At 63.1% G+C, this 14,914-nt stretch carries 19 protein-coding genes; 17 read left to right on the top strand and 2 right to left on the bottom strand.

Annotated elements, in window-relative coordinates; genetic code table 11:
• The first annotated feature begins 188 nt into the window (after positions 1-188).
• Together CHC01_RS24695 and CHC01_RS24700 are read left to right on the top strand one after the other, a co-directional pair.
• Positions 189-1,802, top strand: a complete 1,614-nt coding sequence (locus tag CHC01_RS24695) for an MDR family MFS transporter (RefSeq protein WP_089267025.1) — start codon at positions 189-191, stop codon at positions 1,800-1,802.
• Between the two features lie 335 nt (positions 1,803-2,137).
• Positions 2,138-2,749 carry an LbetaH domain-containing protein gene (locus CHC01_RS24700; protein ID WP_089267026.1) on the top strand — a complete coding sequence of 204 codons (612 nt, stop codon included), beginning with the start codon at positions 2,138-2,140 and terminating at the stop codon, positions 2,747-2,749.
• A 76-nt stretch (positions 2,750-2,825) separates the two neighbouring features.
• Here CHC01_RS24700 and CHC01_RS24705 read toward each other — a convergent pair whose 3' ends face one another.
• Positions 2,826-4,313 carry a serine hydrolase gene (locus tag CHC01_RS24705; RefSeq protein WP_089267027.1) on the bottom strand — a complete coding sequence of 496 codons (1,488 nt, stop codon included), beginning with the start codon at positions 4,311-4,313 and terminating at the stop codon, positions 2,826-2,828.
• A gap of 230 nt (positions 4,314-4,543) precedes the next feature.
• Between CHC01_RS24705 and CHC01_RS24710 the strand changes: the two genes are divergently transcribed.
• The 12 genes from CHC01_RS24710 (at position 4,544) to CHC01_RS32745 (ending at position 12,293) form a co-directional block, all read left to right on the top strand.
• Positions 4,544-4,708: a Flp family type IVb pilin gene (locus CHC01_RS24710; protein ID WP_089267028.1), complete on the top strand. Its 165-nt coding sequence runs from the start codon at positions 4,544-4,546 to the stop codon at positions 4,706-4,708.
• A 164-nt stretch (positions 4,709-4,872) separates the two neighbouring features.
• The gene (locus CHC01_RS24715) at positions 4,873-5,157 is read left to right on the top strand and encodes a DUF3551 domain-containing protein (protein WP_176454702.1); all 285 of its coding nucleotides are present in this window, start codon (positions 4,873-4,875) and stop codon (positions 5,155-5,157) included.
• 29 nt (positions 5,158-5,186) lie between these two features.
• Complete coding sequence (locus CHC01_RS24720; RefSeq protein WP_141137160.1) at positions 5,187-5,495, top strand: DUF3551 domain-containing protein; 309 nt, start codon at positions 5,187-5,189, stop codon at positions 5,493-5,495.
• Positions 5,496-5,775: 280 nt separating this feature from the next.
• Complete coding sequence (locus tag CHC01_RS32740) at positions 5,776-5,943, top strand: hypothetical protein (RefSeq protein WP_176454703.1); 168 nt, start codon at positions 5,776-5,778, stop codon at positions 5,941-5,943.
• 229 nt (positions 5,944-6,172) lie between these two features.
• Positions 6,173-6,742 (top strand): hypothetical protein, encoded by a 570-nt coding sequence (locus tag CHC01_RS32030; RefSeq protein ID WP_141137161.1) that lies wholly within the window; start codon positions 6,173-6,175, stop codon positions 6,740-6,742.
• Positions 6,711-7,982 (top strand): DNA-packaging protein, encoded by a 1,272-nt coding sequence (locus CHC01_RS24730; protein ID WP_089267297.1) that lies wholly within the window; start codon positions 6,711-6,713, stop codon positions 7,980-7,982. Before CHC01_RS32030 ends, CHC01_RS24730 begins: the two co-directional genes overlap by 32 nt.
• Before the next feature lie 36 nt (positions 7,983-8,018).
• Positions 8,019-9,224, top strand: a complete 1,206-nt coding sequence (locus tag CHC01_RS24735; protein WP_089267298.1) for a phage portal protein — start codon at positions 8,019-8,021, stop codon at positions 9,222-9,224.
• A gap of 117 nt (positions 9,225-9,341) precedes the next feature.
• The gene (locus CHC01_RS24740; RefSeq protein WP_089267032.1) at positions 9,342-10,484 is read left to right on the top strand and encodes a serine hydrolase domain-containing protein; all 1,143 of its coding nucleotides are present in this window, start codon (positions 9,342-9,344) and stop codon (positions 10,482-10,484) included.
• Between the two features lie 75 nt (positions 10,485-10,559).
• On the top strand, positions 10,560-11,240 hold the full coding sequence (locus CHC01_RS24745; RefSeq protein WP_089267033.1) for a metallophosphoesterase: 681 nt from the start codon (positions 10,560-10,562) through the stop codon (positions 11,238-11,240).
• 75 nt (positions 11,241-11,315) lie between these two features.
• Entirely contained in the window at positions 11,316-11,573 is a 258-nt protein-coding gene (locus tag CHC01_RS24750; protein ID WP_089267034.1) for a hypothetical protein, read from the top strand.
• Between the two features lie 5 nt (positions 11,574-11,578).
• Positions 11,579-12,121: a hypothetical protein gene (locus CHC01_RS24755; protein ID WP_141137162.1), complete on the top strand. Its 543-nt coding sequence runs from the start codon at positions 11,579-11,581 to the stop codon at positions 12,119-12,121.
• A 22-nt stretch (positions 12,122-12,143) separates the two neighbouring features.
• Positions 12,144-12,293, top strand: coding sequence for a hypothetical protein (locus tag CHC01_RS32745; RefSeq protein WP_170849706.1), 150 nt, complete (start codon positions 12,144-12,146; stop codon positions 12,291-12,293).
• 50 nt (positions 12,294-12,343) lie between these two features.
• On the opposite strand, the gene CHC01_RS24760 is transcribed toward CHC01_RS32745, so the two are convergent.
• Positions 12,344-13,354 (bottom strand): tetratricopeptide repeat protein, encoded by a 1,011-nt coding sequence (locus CHC01_RS24760; protein WP_176454704.1) that lies wholly within the window; start codon positions 13,352-13,354, stop codon positions 12,344-12,346.
• A 194-nt stretch (positions 13,355-13,548) separates the two neighbouring features.
• Here CHC01_RS24760 and CHC01_RS24765 point away from each other — a divergent pair, with 194 nt between their 5' ends.
• From CHC01_RS24765 to CHC01_RS24775, 3 genes are all read left to right on the top strand, one after another.
• Positions 13,549-13,764 (top strand): hypothetical protein, encoded by a 216-nt coding sequence (locus CHC01_RS24765; protein ID WP_089267037.1) that lies wholly within the window; start codon positions 13,549-13,551, stop codon positions 13,762-13,764.
• Between the two features lie 12 nt (positions 13,765-13,776).
• Complete coding sequence (locus CHC01_RS24770; RefSeq protein ID WP_089267038.1) at positions 13,777-13,959, top strand: hypothetical protein; 183 nt, start codon at positions 13,777-13,779, stop codon at positions 13,957-13,959.
• A gap of 230 nt (positions 13,960-14,189) precedes the next feature.
• Entirely contained in the window at positions 14,190-14,906 is a 717-nt protein-coding gene (locus tag CHC01_RS24775) for an HK97 family phage prohead protease (RefSeq protein WP_089267039.1), read from the top strand.
• Positions 14,907-14,914: the final 8 nt, after the last annotated feature.

Raw genomic sequence — 14,914 nt, forward strand, 5'->3', positions numbered from 1 at the left:
GCGGCGCGCGGTGTTCGATCACGCGCATATGACGGTCAGATGATCGCCGCGGGACGCTCCCATGCAAGGAAACAACTGTTGCTGCACGGGGTAGGGGAATAGATTTCTTTTAAGGAGAGTCTGTGCGCGGGAGTTCGCGCCGATCTGGCTCTCCGGTTACCTCCCAAGTCCTTTGAATCCGAAGTTTCATGAACAAGTTCGAGCGACAGAGCCGGTCAGCGGCCGATGATCAGGTATTGCCCGAGGAAATCTCGTCGGATGAGCTCCTGTCGGACGAAATCGCGCAGGAACTGTCGCGGATTCCCACGGAAGTAATCGAGCCCGGCGACGCGCCTGCTGCCGTGAAGGCGCCGCTCACCCCTGCCGAAGTCCGCACCATCCTGATGAGCCTGCTGCTGACCATGTTCCTGGCAGCGCTCGACCAGACCATCGTCGCCACCGCGCTGCCGACCATCGGCCGGCAATTCGCCGATGTGAACAACCTGTCCTGGGTCATCACCGCCTATCTGCTCGCATCGACCGCGGTGGCGCCGGTGTTCGGCACGCTCAGCGATATCTATGGTCGCCGCGCCATGATCATCACCGCGATGTCGCTGTTCATGGTTGGCTCGATCATGTGCGCATTGGCGCCGAACATGATCGTGCTGATCATCGCACGTGCCCTGCAGGGCCTCGGCGGCGGCGGCATCCTGCCCATCGTGCAGGTGGTGATTTCCGACGTGGTGTCGCCGCGTGAGCGCGGCCAGTATCAGGCTTACTTCAGCGGCGTGTGGGTGGCCGCGGGCATCGGCGGCCCGATCATCGGCGGGTTGTTCGCCGAACATCTGCACTGGTCCATGATCTTCTGGATCAACATTCCGCTCGGTGTGGGATCGCTGGCGCTGCTGTTGCCGAAGATGAAGAAGCTTCCTGTGTTTCATCGCCGCCGCAAGGTCGACTGGCTGGGCGGCGTGCTGCTGATGGCGTCCGCCGTCGTCTTCATGCTGGTGCTGACATGGGGCGGCACCAAATTCTCCTGGGCGTCGCCGACCATCGTCGCGATGATCGGCGCAGCAGCGGTGATGGGTTTCGCCTTCATCTGGCATGCGATCCATCACGATGAGCCGTTCCTGCCGCTGCCGCTGATGTCGGGCTCGGTGGTGCCTTTCGCGATGGCCGCCGGCGGCTGCGCGATGGGTGCGATGCTCGGGCTCACCGTACACATGCCGCTCTATTACGAAGTGGTCTACGGCCTGACCGCAGGTCAAGCCGGCGTTGCGCTGATCCCGATCGCGGCGGTGTCAGTCGGCGGCGCTGCCTTTGCCGGCCACATGATGACCAAGGCCAGGCACTACAAGCGCGTCGCCATCGCCGGCACCGCCATGTCGGCGCTGATGGGTCTGGCGCTGGCGCTCGCGACGCCGCTGCCACTCTGGGCGCTGCTCACGATGCTCGGCCTGTTCTCCATCGGGCTCGGCACGGCATTTCCGGTCAGCCTGGTGTCGATCCAGAACGCCGTGCCACGCCCGCAGATCGGGACCGCGACCGGCGCCATGAACTTCTTTCGCGCGCTGATGGCGTCCTTCACCGTCGCCGCCTTCACCACCATTCTCCTGATGGCGCTCGGCACGGACATCTCGATCTCAGGCGAGCATGCCGCCAGCACGCATCCGATTGCGGCCAGCGATATGGTCAGCGCCTTCCGTTACGTGTTCGAAGCCGCGGCAGCCCTGCTGGCGCTGTCGACACTGTTCCTGCTGCTGATGGAAGAACGCCCGCTGGCCGGGCCGGCAAAGGCGAAGCCAAGTCTGGTTTCCGAATAGGCGTTTCGCAGGCGCAAGTAGCCAGTAGCCCGCATGAGCGCAGCGATATGCGGGAGCTATCCCCGGATGTCGCTGCGCTCATCCGGGCTACGCTTCCTGGACAGAAAAATTGGAGCAGCAGCACCGTCGTGGCGAGCTGCTGAATCACGTCAACGGCAATACCATCAAGCCGCAATAGCTGCCCCCAATGCTTTGTCTGCCTTCGGCGGCACAGCGAACATGGCCAGACTTGCGCTGGGTTGTCCCTGCAGTGAATGACCCGAATGGAACCTTGGCTTCGTTTAGGTTCCGATGCACAATTCAGGACCTTCTGTAAGCGCAAGATATGAGGGCGAATGCCATTTCTCACCGAACATATAACCGCATTTTCTGACTCGCCACTCGCCGCGCTGACTGAAAAGACGCCTTGGGCGCTTACAACAAACTCTCTCTTGGCAGTTCGACGTCTTTTGAGTGGGATTAGCGAAGATTTTCGCATTTCGGGGGACGTCGCGGTTCATCCCACAGCGACGGTGGAAGCTGGCGCGCTAATTAAGGCGCCAGCGATTATCGGACCGGGGTGTTTCATAGCCGCCGGCTCACTGATCCGTGGCGGGTGTTGGCTAGAAGAGAATTGTATCATCGGTCCGGGCTGCGAACTAAAATCCTCTTTTTTGTTTTCCGGATCGAAGTTGGCGCATTTCAATTTTGTCGGAGACAGCGTCGTTGGGGCGAGAGTGAATCTTGAGGCCGGCTCTATAGTCGCCAACTTTCGAAATGAGTTTGCCGATCCAAAGATTCTGATTTTGCATGCAGGGGAGATCATCGACACCGGCGTGGACAAATTTGGCGCACTTATCGGGGACGACTGCAAGTTCGGTGCGAACGCCGTTATCGCTCCCGGAGCAATCTTTGAAAGGGGAGCAATCATTGCACGGTTGGCTTTGGTAGATCAGCGGCCGAGATGATAGTTACGCCCGCTGGCAGGGCCGGCAAAGGCGAAGCCGTCACTGGTTTCGGAATAGGCGAAGCCGTCAGCCGACTTCAGACATGTCCCTTTGCGCTGCGTGTGAAGGCAATGTCCTTGACCAGCGGCTCGAGCGGGACTGCCACGCTCGCAATATTCCCGTCTTCGCCGGTGGAAAATGAGAGGGAAAGCCGGCTCGGCATCAGGCCGCCGGGCGACGCAGGTGTCTCTGGCAGCTCGAACGTGTCCGAGTTTCGATGCGTGAGCGGCTCCGACATGCCGCGAAACGCCCAATGCAATTTGCCTTGGGCATGCGTGATCGTCATCCGGCCGTAACCCGGATGCTCGTAGTCACCGGCATAATCCGCGAGGTTACGGTGCGGCTGGGTGGCCGGCGTCGGTGCGGCTTTCCCAGCCTGCAGCCAGGCCTCGTATTGCGTCACGAATTTGCGGCGTTGCTCGCGGAAGCGATCGAAGCAGGGTACCGGTTCCTTGCCGCAGACGCGGTCGAAGACATAGTTCGCGAGGATGTGCGGAGCGAGTATCGGAGTCATGCCATTGTTGGCGAGCACCGCGACACCGACGCCGCGATCGGGCAACATCATCATCAGCGCATTCGTGCCGGTGAAGCCGCCTCCGTGCCACACCACGTGTTCTCCGCGATACCAGTGCGTGCGGAAGCCGAAACCGTAATGCACATCGCTGTACTCGGCGAATCCGGCTGCCCCGACATGCACCTGCGGCTTCTGGAGCTCCTGTATCAGGCTGGATGACAGAAGACGTTGTCCTTCAAACGCGCCCTGGCCGAGATGAAAGCGAAGCCAGTTCGCGAAGCTTGCAATCGACGTGCTCATGCCGCCCGCAGCCGGCACGCTGATGGGCCAGAGTTTCGTGCGCTGACAAATGTCTCCCATCATCCCGTAGGGCACGGCCGCGTCGGTAGCTGCGGCAAGCTCCTCCACAGTGAACGTCACTTTCATGTCCAGCTTGTCGGTCAGCGAGCGGGTGAAGTCGGCCCAATTCCGGCCGCTGACGCGCTCGGCCACCATGCTCGCAATGAGGTAGCCGAGGTTCGAATACTGAAAGGCGCTGCGAATGTCGGCGCTCGGTTCGAGATAGGGCAGCGCTGCCAGCATTTGGGCGGGTGAGAGATCGCCGGGCAGCCAGATCCAATCGTGACGTGGCAATCCGGAATGGTGGCATAGCAGGTCGCGCACCGTGACGCGGTCGCTCGCAACGGTGTCATAGAGCCGGAATTCCGGGATGTATTCCCGCACCGGCTTCTTCCAATCCATGCGCCGCTCGTCGACCAAGAGGGCCAGGCCCGTAGCGGCGAACGACTTCGAGACCGACATGATTTGAAACTGCGTGTCCGTCGTGACGTTCAGGCCGGCTTCGATATCGCGAAGGCCATAGGTCCCGACGAACGCAACCTCCAAGTCTTGCACGATAGCGACGGCGAGGCCCGGGACCTTCCACTCCTTCATGACATCTACGACAAGATGTTCGAATTCGGGAATAAACGCCGCAACGGATTGGCTGCCTGCGACAGGTTCAGATGCCATTGGGACAAGCCTCGACACTTCTGGTTAAGCGCAAGCTGAAATGCAGACGATACCCGGCCCCACGATACTCCCAAGTCCCGCTGCTCCGGGCGAGCGCACACGTAGTTACCGCATGATTAATTCATAATTGAGCCTGTTGGTGAACCTTCCTGCAACCTCTGCCGCTTAGGTTGAGTTCAGTTTTCAGGGGACGGCGTGGAAGAAATCCGCGGCCGTATGAGGAGATTTCCGTGCTGCGTTTGATTTCGAAATTTATGGACGATGAGTCCGGTGCGACGGCCATCGAATATGCGCTGATCGCTGCCGGCATCAGCCTCGCGATCATCGTGGCTGTGCAGGGCCTTGGTACCACGCTGAACGGGCGCTACGCCGCCGTGAATACCTCGCTGAAATAGGGCAGCGAAGACCGGCCGGTGCCGGGCGCCGCCATTGCAATCGACAAAAGACATGGCTGTCTTGTCGAAACGCAATGTCGTGAATGTCCTATCGATTGGGGGGCTGCACCCTATATGATCGTGCGCGGGCCTCGAGCCTGCGCATTTTCATATGGATGACCATCATGACATTGAATTCGCGTTTGAAACTTTCGGCATTGGCCGGTTTGGGATTTGCGGCATTCGTTCTCGCGGGAGCGACGCCGGCCTCGGCGGCTGGTGCGCAATTCTGCATCGCCCAGAGTGGCGCCAACGGCGAATCCTCCTATGTGAGCAACTGCATCTTTTCTGACTACCAGCAATGCATCAATGCTGCCGTCGGTACGCGAGGCAACTGCGTGGGCAATGTCGAGTATCGCGGCGGAGCTGCCACGGAACCGGCGCCACAACGTCGTCGGCGCGCGCGGTGAGTGATCGCCCGCTCGTGAAGGACGCATCGATGACAATGAGAATTCGCGGGCTCGTATGGGCTGTGGCTGCGATTGCAATCGCATCGGCCTCATTGCCGGCTCTGGATCCTGCGCAGGCGCGGCCATCGGTCGCGGCCCGTTCCGGCATTCCGCCGTTCTGCGTGTTGACCGGCGGCCCCCGCGGGCCCGGCAGTGTGCCGCAGATCTGCCGGTTCTTCGACTATCAGCAGTGCCTGCAGGCCGCGGCCGAGCTGCGCGGCAATTGCGTGGTCAATATCGATTATCCTGGCAAGATCACCGGTGCGCCAGGAGCGGCGTGGTCGCAGCCGCTGCGATAGCCAGCGCGTCGATCGCGTGGACAAAATTCCAATTTAAGGACTAAATTCAAATTATAGGATTTTTAGCCTTGACAGCGTCGCGCTGTCGAAGTAGGTTTACGGCATGCTCCACAATTGGGTTCGCAGGAAACGCCGCTGCTGATTGGCGAATCTGCGCCGTCGCTGTTCAGCCCGGTGTGGCGGTGAATGCCCGGAACATCGATCCAAATCCCGCGTTGCTTTCCATACGGTGCCGCAAGGAATCTCATCGGCATCCAACAGCAAGCCAAACGAGGGTGCCATGATAATCAGGAATTCGGCAACCAAGCAAAAAGAGCAGATCGTCGAATCCGCGACGGAGGCACGCCAGGCCGAACCGGGCCCGTCGATCCTCGCGCTTTTGGCGATCAGCCTCGGCCTCGCTGTGCTGATCCTCGGCGTGGTCTGGTTTGTGTTCTTCAGGACGTGATCGGTTTCGGCGATCCGCCGATCAATTTCAGTCAGTCCGGCACGATCGACTGACAGCAGCAACGAGTTCCCAACATGGTCAGAAAGCCAATAGCCCGCCCGGCGAGAAAGCCGGCGCGGGCTTCTGTCGTTGTGAAGGCCGCGCGGAAACCAAGGCGGCGAAGAAGAGCTCCAAGAACTCGAAAGTAAAGAATTCACAGAAAACATGGAGCGCCGTTGACCCGGCCACCATGGCAGCAGCCGCTGAAAAAATCCGGGCCAGCGTGGCGGCCCGGAAGAGGACGATTGCGGCAACGACAATCTTCGCCGGACCGGGGAGGCCGAAACCAGCATCCGCTGCTGAAGTTGATATACCTCCAACTCAAATCAAGAAGCGACCGGCCGCAATGAAAGCTGTTACCAAGAAGCGGTCCAGCGCTCCGCGTGCAAGACGGCGAACGGCCGTCGATCGGTTCAATGATTTGCCGCCTGACGCGCCGCTGACCGATCGCGTTACCCATGCCATCGAACGCGAACTCGATTCGATCCAGAAGATCGTTGGCCGCCGGCGCTTGAATGAAGCGTTGCGCACAGAGGCCGAGCGCCGCGCCCGCACGCTGGCTTCCCTGGCGCGCACATTGACCGAACTGAAGAAAGTGCAGGGCGGCAACGAACAGAGGCCCGCCGAAGATGACGACCGCCCCCGAGACCTCGACGAACTCCGTCGACGCATTGCTGAACGTCTTGCAAGACGGCCTGGCGGGCGACCGCCAATTCCTGTCGACGGGAATGACGCGGGGCGAGAGAGGCTTCCTGAGTGAGTGCTGGAATGTCTTCGCGCATGCGCATCAGGTGCCGCCTGACATCGCGCCGAATGGTGCGCCGTGGCTGACATGGCTCATGATTGGCGGACGAGGCGCAGGCAAGACACGCGCCGGTGCCGAATGGGTGCGTGCGCAGGCGCTCGGTCAGGCGCCACTAGCGCACGAAAAAGCCCGTCGCATTGCGCTTGTTGGCGAAACTGAACACGACGTGCGTGAAGTGATGATCGAGGGAGTGTCCGGGCTGCTCAGTGTGCATCCGGATCACGAGCGCCCGGTCTGGATGCCGTCGCGCAAGCGGCTGGAATGGAGCAACGGCGCGGTCGCTCAGGTGTTTTCCGCGGAGGACCCCGAGAGCCTGCGCGGCCCGCAATTCTCCTGCGCATGGTCCGACGAGATGGCGAAGTGGCGCTATGCCGAAGCCACGTTCGACATGCTGCAATTCGGGCTGCGGCTGGGCCACCGGCCGCGGCAGATGATCACCACGACGCCGCGGCCGACGGCGCTGCTGAAACGCCTGATGGGCGATCCGACGACGGTGACGACGCGCGCCGCAACCGTAGTGAATGCGTTCAACCTCGCGCCGACGTTTCTGCAGAGCGTGATGGATCGCTATGCTGGCACGCGGTTGGGACGGCAGGAACTGGACGGCGAGATCATCGAGGATCGGCCTGATGCATTGTGGTCGCGGGGGCTGCTCGAACAGTGCCGCGTGCGCGAGGCACCGCCGTTGCAGCGCATCGTCGTGGCGGTTGACCCGCCGGTGTCGTCCGGCAAGCGAGCAGACTGCTGCGGCATCGTTGCCGCGGGGATCGCCGAGGGCGGCATCGTCTATGTGCTGGCCGATGACACCGTATCGTCAGTGACGCCGACAGCCTGGGCCAACAAGGCCATCGCGCTGTGGCGCAAGCTGGAGGCCGACGCGCTGGTGGTGGAAGTCAACCAGGGCGGCGAGATGGTGCGCAGTGTGATCAACGAGGTGGACCACACCGTGCCGGTGACGCCGGTGCGCGCCTTGCGCGGCAAATGGCTGCGCGCCGAGCCGGTGGCGACCCTGTACGAGCAGGGCCGCGTGAAACATGCCGGCAGTTTTGCCGCGCTGGAAGACGAGATGTGCGACTTCGCAAGTTCGGGCCTGTCGTCGGGGCACTCGCCGGATCGTCTCGACGCCATGGTCTGGGCGGTTGCCTCGCTGGCGCTGGTGCCGCGCGGGGATGGGCCAAGGATCAGGGTGTTGTGACCTCGTGTCCCGTGCACAGTTGAATTGGATCATATCATGTTCGATCGCTTGAAAGCCTATCTGGCCGCGCCGGAAGTGAAGGCGTCGCGCACCGCGCGCGTGCTCGCATTCGAGAGCGGCGGGCGGGCGCGATGGACGCCGAAGGATTTTGCGGCGCTCGCCCGTGAGGGCTATCTGTCGAATGCCATCGTGCACCGCGCCGTCCGGCTGATCGCCGAGAATGCGGCGGCCTGCAGCTTTCTCGTCTTCGACGGCGCGCAGGAACGCGAGGCGCATCCACTGGCGCAGCTGCTGATGCGGCCGAATCCGCGGCAGGATGGCGGGGTGTTCTTCGAGACGCTCTATGCGCATCTGCTGCTCGCCGGCAATGCCTATGTCGAAGCCGTCACGCTCGACACGCAGGTGCGGCAGCACGAGGTGCGGCAGCACGAGGTCCGCGAACTCTACGCGCTGCGGCCGGATCGCATGAAAGTCGTGCCTGGCAGCGACGGCTGGGCCGAGGCCTATGACTACAGCGTCGGCGGCCGCAGCGTACGCTTCGATCAGCAGGCGTCCGGCGTGCCGCCGATCCTGCATCTGACCTTCTTTCATCCGCTCGACGATCACTATGGTCTGGCGCCGATCGACGCGGCCGCGACCGCGCTCGACACCCACAACGCCTCGTCGAAATGGAACAAGGCGCTGCTCGACAATGCGGCGCGGCCGTCGGGGGCGCTGGTCTATGCGGGACCGGAGGGATCGGTGCTGTCCGAGCCGCAATTCGATCGCCTCAAGCGCGAACTCGAGGGCAATTATCAGGGCGCCGCCAATGCCGGGCGGCCGCTGCTGCTGGAAGGCGGGCTCGACTGGAAGGCGATGTCGCTGACGCCGAAGGACATGGATTTCCTCGAGGCCAAGCACAATGCCGCGCGCGAAATCGCGCTCGCCTTCGGCGTGCCGCCGATGCTGCTGGGGATCCCCGGCGACAACACATTCGCGAATTTCCAGGAAGCCAACCGCGTGTTCTTTCGCCAGACTGTGCTGCCGCTGGCGGCGCGCACCGGCAACGCGCTGGCGCAATGGCTGGCGCCTGCGTTCGGCGACGGCATCCGCATCGACATCGACACCGACCGCGTGGATGCGCTCGCCGCCGATCGTACCGCGCTGTGGGAGCGCGTCAGCAGCGCGGACTTCCTGACGCTGAACGAGAAACGCGAAGCGGTGGGCTATGCGCCGGTGGAGGGCGGGGATCGGTTGGGCTAGCGGCGGACAGACATCGCCCGCTTGCGGCTGGCAGGGTCGCCGGATCAAACCATAAATGGTGCAAAGCCGACCGGATGCCTGCTATTGTAGCGTTGCATCGCCGCAAGGGTTTACCAGATGTTCCGCGCCTCCGTGTTGGCACTCGTTGTTGCTCTTTTGCCTGCAATTGTCGAAGCCGATCCCGTCGGTTGCGGCGCGCCGATGGCGATTAAAGACGGCTGGTCCGTCTCCGAGCCGCAAGCGCAGCAACTCGATCCGGCTGTGATTTGCTCCATCGGCGCAGAACTTGAAAAACTCAAAGACGCCGATCCACATGGTGTCGTCGTCGTGCGCAACGGTGTGATTGTCTACGAGACGTATTTTAGTGGACCGGACCAGCGCTGGCCGCAGCGGCACTGGGGAGAGCCGTTGGAAAATACATCCCACGAGATGGGCACGAAGCACGACGTTCAATCGATAACAAAGAGTGTGGTTTCGATCCTGGTGGGCATTGCGCAGGATCGCGCGATGATTAAGAGCGTCGACGCGACGCTCCTCTCCTTTTTTCCGGAATATGCCGATCTGCAGAGTCCCGACCGGGACCGGATTACCCTGCACGATCTGTTGACGATGAAAGCGGGTCTTGACTGGCCGACGAGGCCGTATCTCAGCATGGCTCGCAAAGTCGACGCAGCAGCCGATCCCTACAGGCTGGTACTGGAGCAGCCAATGCTGGCTGAGCCGGGCAAGAAGTGGCGCTACAACAATGGCGTCGCAGAGTTGGTCGGTGGCGTCGTGCAAAAAGCCGCCGGTCGTCGGCTCGACGCCTTTGCCAGGGACGTGCTGTTCGAACCGCTCGGTATCGACGACTGGGAATGGGGACAAATGGCCAGTGGAGATCCAGGTGCATCGTGGGGACTGCGCCTGCGGCCGCGCGATCTCGCGAAGATCGGGCAATTGATATTGGATAAGGGGACCTGGCGCGGCCGGCAGATCGTTTCTGCCGACTGGATCGATGAGATGACGGCACCCCGGATCGTCAGGCCGAAATTCTCCTATGCCTATCTGTGGTGGCTCAACCATTCGTCCATCGACGGCCGCAGCATCGCATGGATCAGCGGCAGCGGCTGGGGCGGGCAATGCCTCAATATCATTCCGAAACTTGCTATGGTCGTGGTCGTGACTGCCGGCGTTTATGATTATGAGGGCAAGGGTCCGCAGAACCTGGCTTGCGACACGGTCATGGATAAGGGTGTCTTGCGTGCGGCGCTGGCTCGCTGACGCGCGGTGTGCCCAATGTCGCGGTCCGGTCGAAATGACCAAATTCTGATGTCGGTGAGCCGCTGAGAACCTTGCATGCCCATCACTTACGTCATCCCCGATCTGCACGGCCGGCGCGATCTGCTGGATCGGGCGCTGGCTGAGATCGAGACGCATCGGGCCGGTGAAAACGCCACGCTTATTGTGCTCGGCGACTATGTCGACAAGGGGCCGGACTCGCGCCGCGTCATTGCGCGGCTGCGGGCAGGGGTGGCACCTGGCCTGCGGCTGGCGATGCTCAAGGGCAATCACGATGCGCTGATGGTGGCGGCGCTGCGCGGCGATGTGGCGATGGCAAACTGGATGACGAAAGGCGGCGATACCGCGCTCGCCTCCTATGGCGGCGACGTCGCCGATGTGCCGGTGCATGACATCGACTGGCTCGATGGCCGGCCGCTGTGGCACATGGATGCGCATCGCATTTATGTCCATGCCGGCGTCGATCCCGCGCTGCCGCTGACGCAGCAGGACCCGGTATTGCTGATGACCAAGCGCTATGCGGATGATGACGCGTCCGGCCATGACGCAGGCGAGGGCGCGCGCCATGTGGTGCATGGCCATGACCGCCATGCCGATGGGCCGCTGCTGAAACAGGGCCGCAGCAATCTCGACACCTATGCCTGGAAGACAGGCCGGCTGGTGATCGGCGTGTTCGATAACGCGCTGCCGGGCGGGCCGGTAGAGCTGATCGAGATCACCGCGCCGCCGGCGCCTTGAGGCTGATATGACCTCTTGAACCAAAGACCGCGCCGCGACGCCTAACCGGCAACGCAACTGAACCGGCACGCTGGCATGTCCTCGATCATCGAAACCGTCGTCGAATTTTTTGCCGAGCTCGTCTGGGGCTGGGTGACAGCGCGATGGCCATGGGTCGGGGACGCCGTAGGAGCGACCTGCCTCGTGGCCGGCGCGGTCGTGGCACTGTCGTCATCCGGCACTGAGCGCGTGCAGGCACTGGTGATCGGTGGTCTTGTCGGCATCGGTGCTGGTGGGTTGCTGCTGGTGTGGTTCTGGCGCCTGCGCCGCGCGGCGGCGACGCGGACGGAGTGATCGCCATGACTGTGACACCGGCGATGCTCGGCGCCAGCCAGGCGCTGCGCGACATGTTGTGGCCGTTCGAATTCACGGTCACGGACAATCAATCCCACGGTCCGGTCTGGATCGATGTCACCGCGCTGCAGCCGTTCGAGGTCGTCGGGCAGAACGGATCGGGCGGGGTCTTCGCGCTGGTCGGCGATATCAAGCATGTATTGCACCTGACGAGCGAAGGGCAGGCCGGCATCGTCGCCGCCAGCCTGCAGGAATTCCTCGAACTCGTTGTCGAACATCCCTGGTGGGAACAGATCGCATCGGGCTGCGACGGTGATCTGGCCGCGATGCGCGCAATGCTGGATGACGAGGGCGCGGACCTGGACGCGGACGCCATCGATAACGATCCGGCCATCGAAACCAATCGCCCGCTGCTGCAGCAACAGCTCGGCCTCGGGATTCCCGCCGATCCGTTCGGCCTGCTGCATCATGCGCTGGTGACGCTCGGCGCCGCTTACGATCTGCGCGATCTCGACGGCCAGCCGATGGAACCGCTGTTTGCGGCCTAGTAACACACGAAGGGACATACCGATGCCGGATTGGATCTTGCCGCTGCTGCTGCTGATCGGAATCCTCGCCGTTCTATATCGCGCCTTCCTGCACACGCCGCGGGCGCCGCCCAGCGGCAGGAACCACGAAGAGGGCGTCACCAATTACTGGGACGTCCACCGCGATCGCTGACGGATATCGGCCCGTATCGCGCTGCGTGCAACGGCCCCCCGCAAAGGCGTCTAGTGCGTGGTTTGTGCCGCGACCCAGTCGGGATCGATGCGGGTCGCCTCGGCGATATCGTTGAGTGCGCCTTCGGCATCGCCGGTCACGCGTTTCTGCACGCCGCGGTAATACAGCGCCTTGGCGTTGTCGGGCGTGTGCGTCAGCACGGCATCGAAATCGGCGATGGCGCGCAGCGGCTCGTGCTTGTCGATCAGGGCCGCGCCGCGGTTGAACAGATAGAGCTCGGACTCGGGGTTGAGCTTGATGGCCATGCCGAAATCGGCGATGGCGCGGTCGAGATCGTTCCGCATGTAGTGGATGACGCCGCGGCTGTTATAGGCGCTGGGATAGTCCGGGCTGATCCGTATCGCTGTCTCGAAATCGGCGATGGCGCGGTCCCTGTCGCCCTTGTCGTCAAAGGTGCGGCCGCGCCAATAGACTGTCACGGCATTGGTGGGATCGAGACGGATCGCTTCGCTGTAATCGGCGATGGCGCGGTCGAGATCGTGCTTGTCTTTCCAGGCCCGGGCGCGGCTCTCATGGGCGGAGGCATCGTCCGGCGCGAGGCGGATCGCGGCATCGAAATCCGCGATGGCCTGGTCGGTCTTGGCGGTGTCGAACCAGATGCTGCCGCGGTCCTTGTAGAAGTCTGCATCGTCGGGCCGCAGCCGAATGGCGGCGCTGAAATCGGCGATGGCCCGGTCATACACTTTCATGACCTGCCAGAGGTGGCCACGCATGGCGTAGCCCGATGCGTCGTCCGGCTCGAGCCGGATGGCGGTGTCGGCGTCGGCGATGGCTGCATCCGTTTCGCTATAGGTCTCATGCAAGAGCGAGCGGCTGCGATGCAGCGCCGCCAGATCGCCGCCGCGGTAATAGTCGAGCCCGATGGCGCGGTCGCAGGCGGCCATCGCCTTCGTGCCGCGGCCTTTCAGGCAAATGGCATAATCGCCGCCAGGGCCGGCCAGTGTGGCAGCAGTGGCATAAGTCGGCGTTGCGGCGGCGCTGGCGGCCAGCGCCATTGCCATCAGCGTGCTGCAAAACGGCAGGCGCAAGGATAGGCGCAAGGACAGGCCTGATCGTGCGTTCGGGTGCATGTGTCGTGCTCGGATGGCGAGGGAGCCGGGACGGCGTTGCTGCTTGGTCGGCGGCGTCAGCCGAAAGGTTCGACGGCACGCGCGAACGCGGCAGCGGGGGCGCGCAAGATGGAAGTACAATCGCCATGGATGACCTGATCCGCATTTTCACCGAGCGCGGCGACCTCGCGCATCTCGCTTTGTTTCTGTGGGCGAGCGTGGCCAGCGCCGCGGCTCTGTTCGCGCTGCGTGAACTCGCCGGCGCCTCGCGCCGCTTCGACGAATTCGTGCGGCAGCTCGCGCGCTTCAACCGCCGTGCGCATCGCCGCCACCGCATGCGCGACGACACCGATGACATCTGAAAGGGATCTTCCATGGACAGTCTGCACGACGTGATGCGTTCGATCCGCCCGGAGACGAAAGCGGGCAAGGATCATCTCAGCGTTTTCAAAGAATTTCTCGCCCATCTCGATCAGTTGCAGCGCAAGGCCCTGGCTGTGAAGTCGCGGGTGAAGCCGGCAGCGCGACGGAAGCCGCCGCGGCGCGCGAAAGTGTAGTTCGCTTTTTTTCTTCCCCTCTCCCCCAGCACGGCGAAGCCGTGCGCCGCGGGAGAGGGTGCCTGAGCGTAGCGAAGGCGGGAGAGGGCGCAACAAGCGACGTCGTATGTCGCGCCCCCTCTCCCTGACCCTCTCCCGCCTTCGCGTGGCTGCGCCACGCGCGGGGGAGAGGGGACACTGCTGTTCGTGATCGTTGCCGTCCCATTTCCCCGCATGTTGCGAGGCCGCCGATGCATGCCCCGTTGCCATCTCCCTGGCCATCCCCCCAGCCACCCCCCGCGCGCCTTGCACTCACGCCCGACGGCGTGATCGAGGGCTATGCCTCGCTGTTCGGCGAGATCGACCAGGCGCGCGACATGGTGATGCCTGGCGCCTTCACGCAGACGCTGAAGCAGCGGGGCCTCCGCAAGATCCCGATGCTGTTCCAGCACGATCCCTCCGAGCCCGTGGGTGTCTGGCTCGAGATGAAGGAAGACCTGCGCGGACTATGGGCGCGGGGCCGGCTGATCCCCGATGTCAAACGCGCGCGCGAATTGCTGGCGCTGCTGCAGGCCGGCGCGGTGGATGGCCTCTCGATCGGCTATCGTACCCAGCGTGGCCAGATCGAGCCGAAGACGCGGGTGCGCAAACTCTATCAGGTCGATCTCTGGGAAGTGTCCATCGTCACATTCCCGCTGCTGAACGGCGCGCGGGTGAGTGCCGTGAAGGACGCGCCGTGCTCGCGCCTGCGCGATCAGGCCGAGCGCGACTGGACCCAGCTCACCGGCCAACACGTCATCGACTCATATCGCACCGATTTGAGCGGCGCCGCGGATGCACCGGCGCTGGTCATCCGGCGTGGGCGCAAAGCGGGCGGACCTGTCCAGGCCTGTTCGCTGCGCGCCCGCGCCGATCGCAAACGCGCGCTGCACGGCGTCGCCGCCCACGCCCGGTTCGCCGGGCGCTGAGGACAACG

This window comes from Tardiphaga sp. OK246 (genome assembly GCF_900188215.1).
In the GTDB taxonomy this organism is placed as follows: Bacteria; Pseudomonadota; Alphaproteobacteria; order Rhizobiales; family Xanthobacteraceae; genus Tardiphaga; species Tardiphaga robiniae.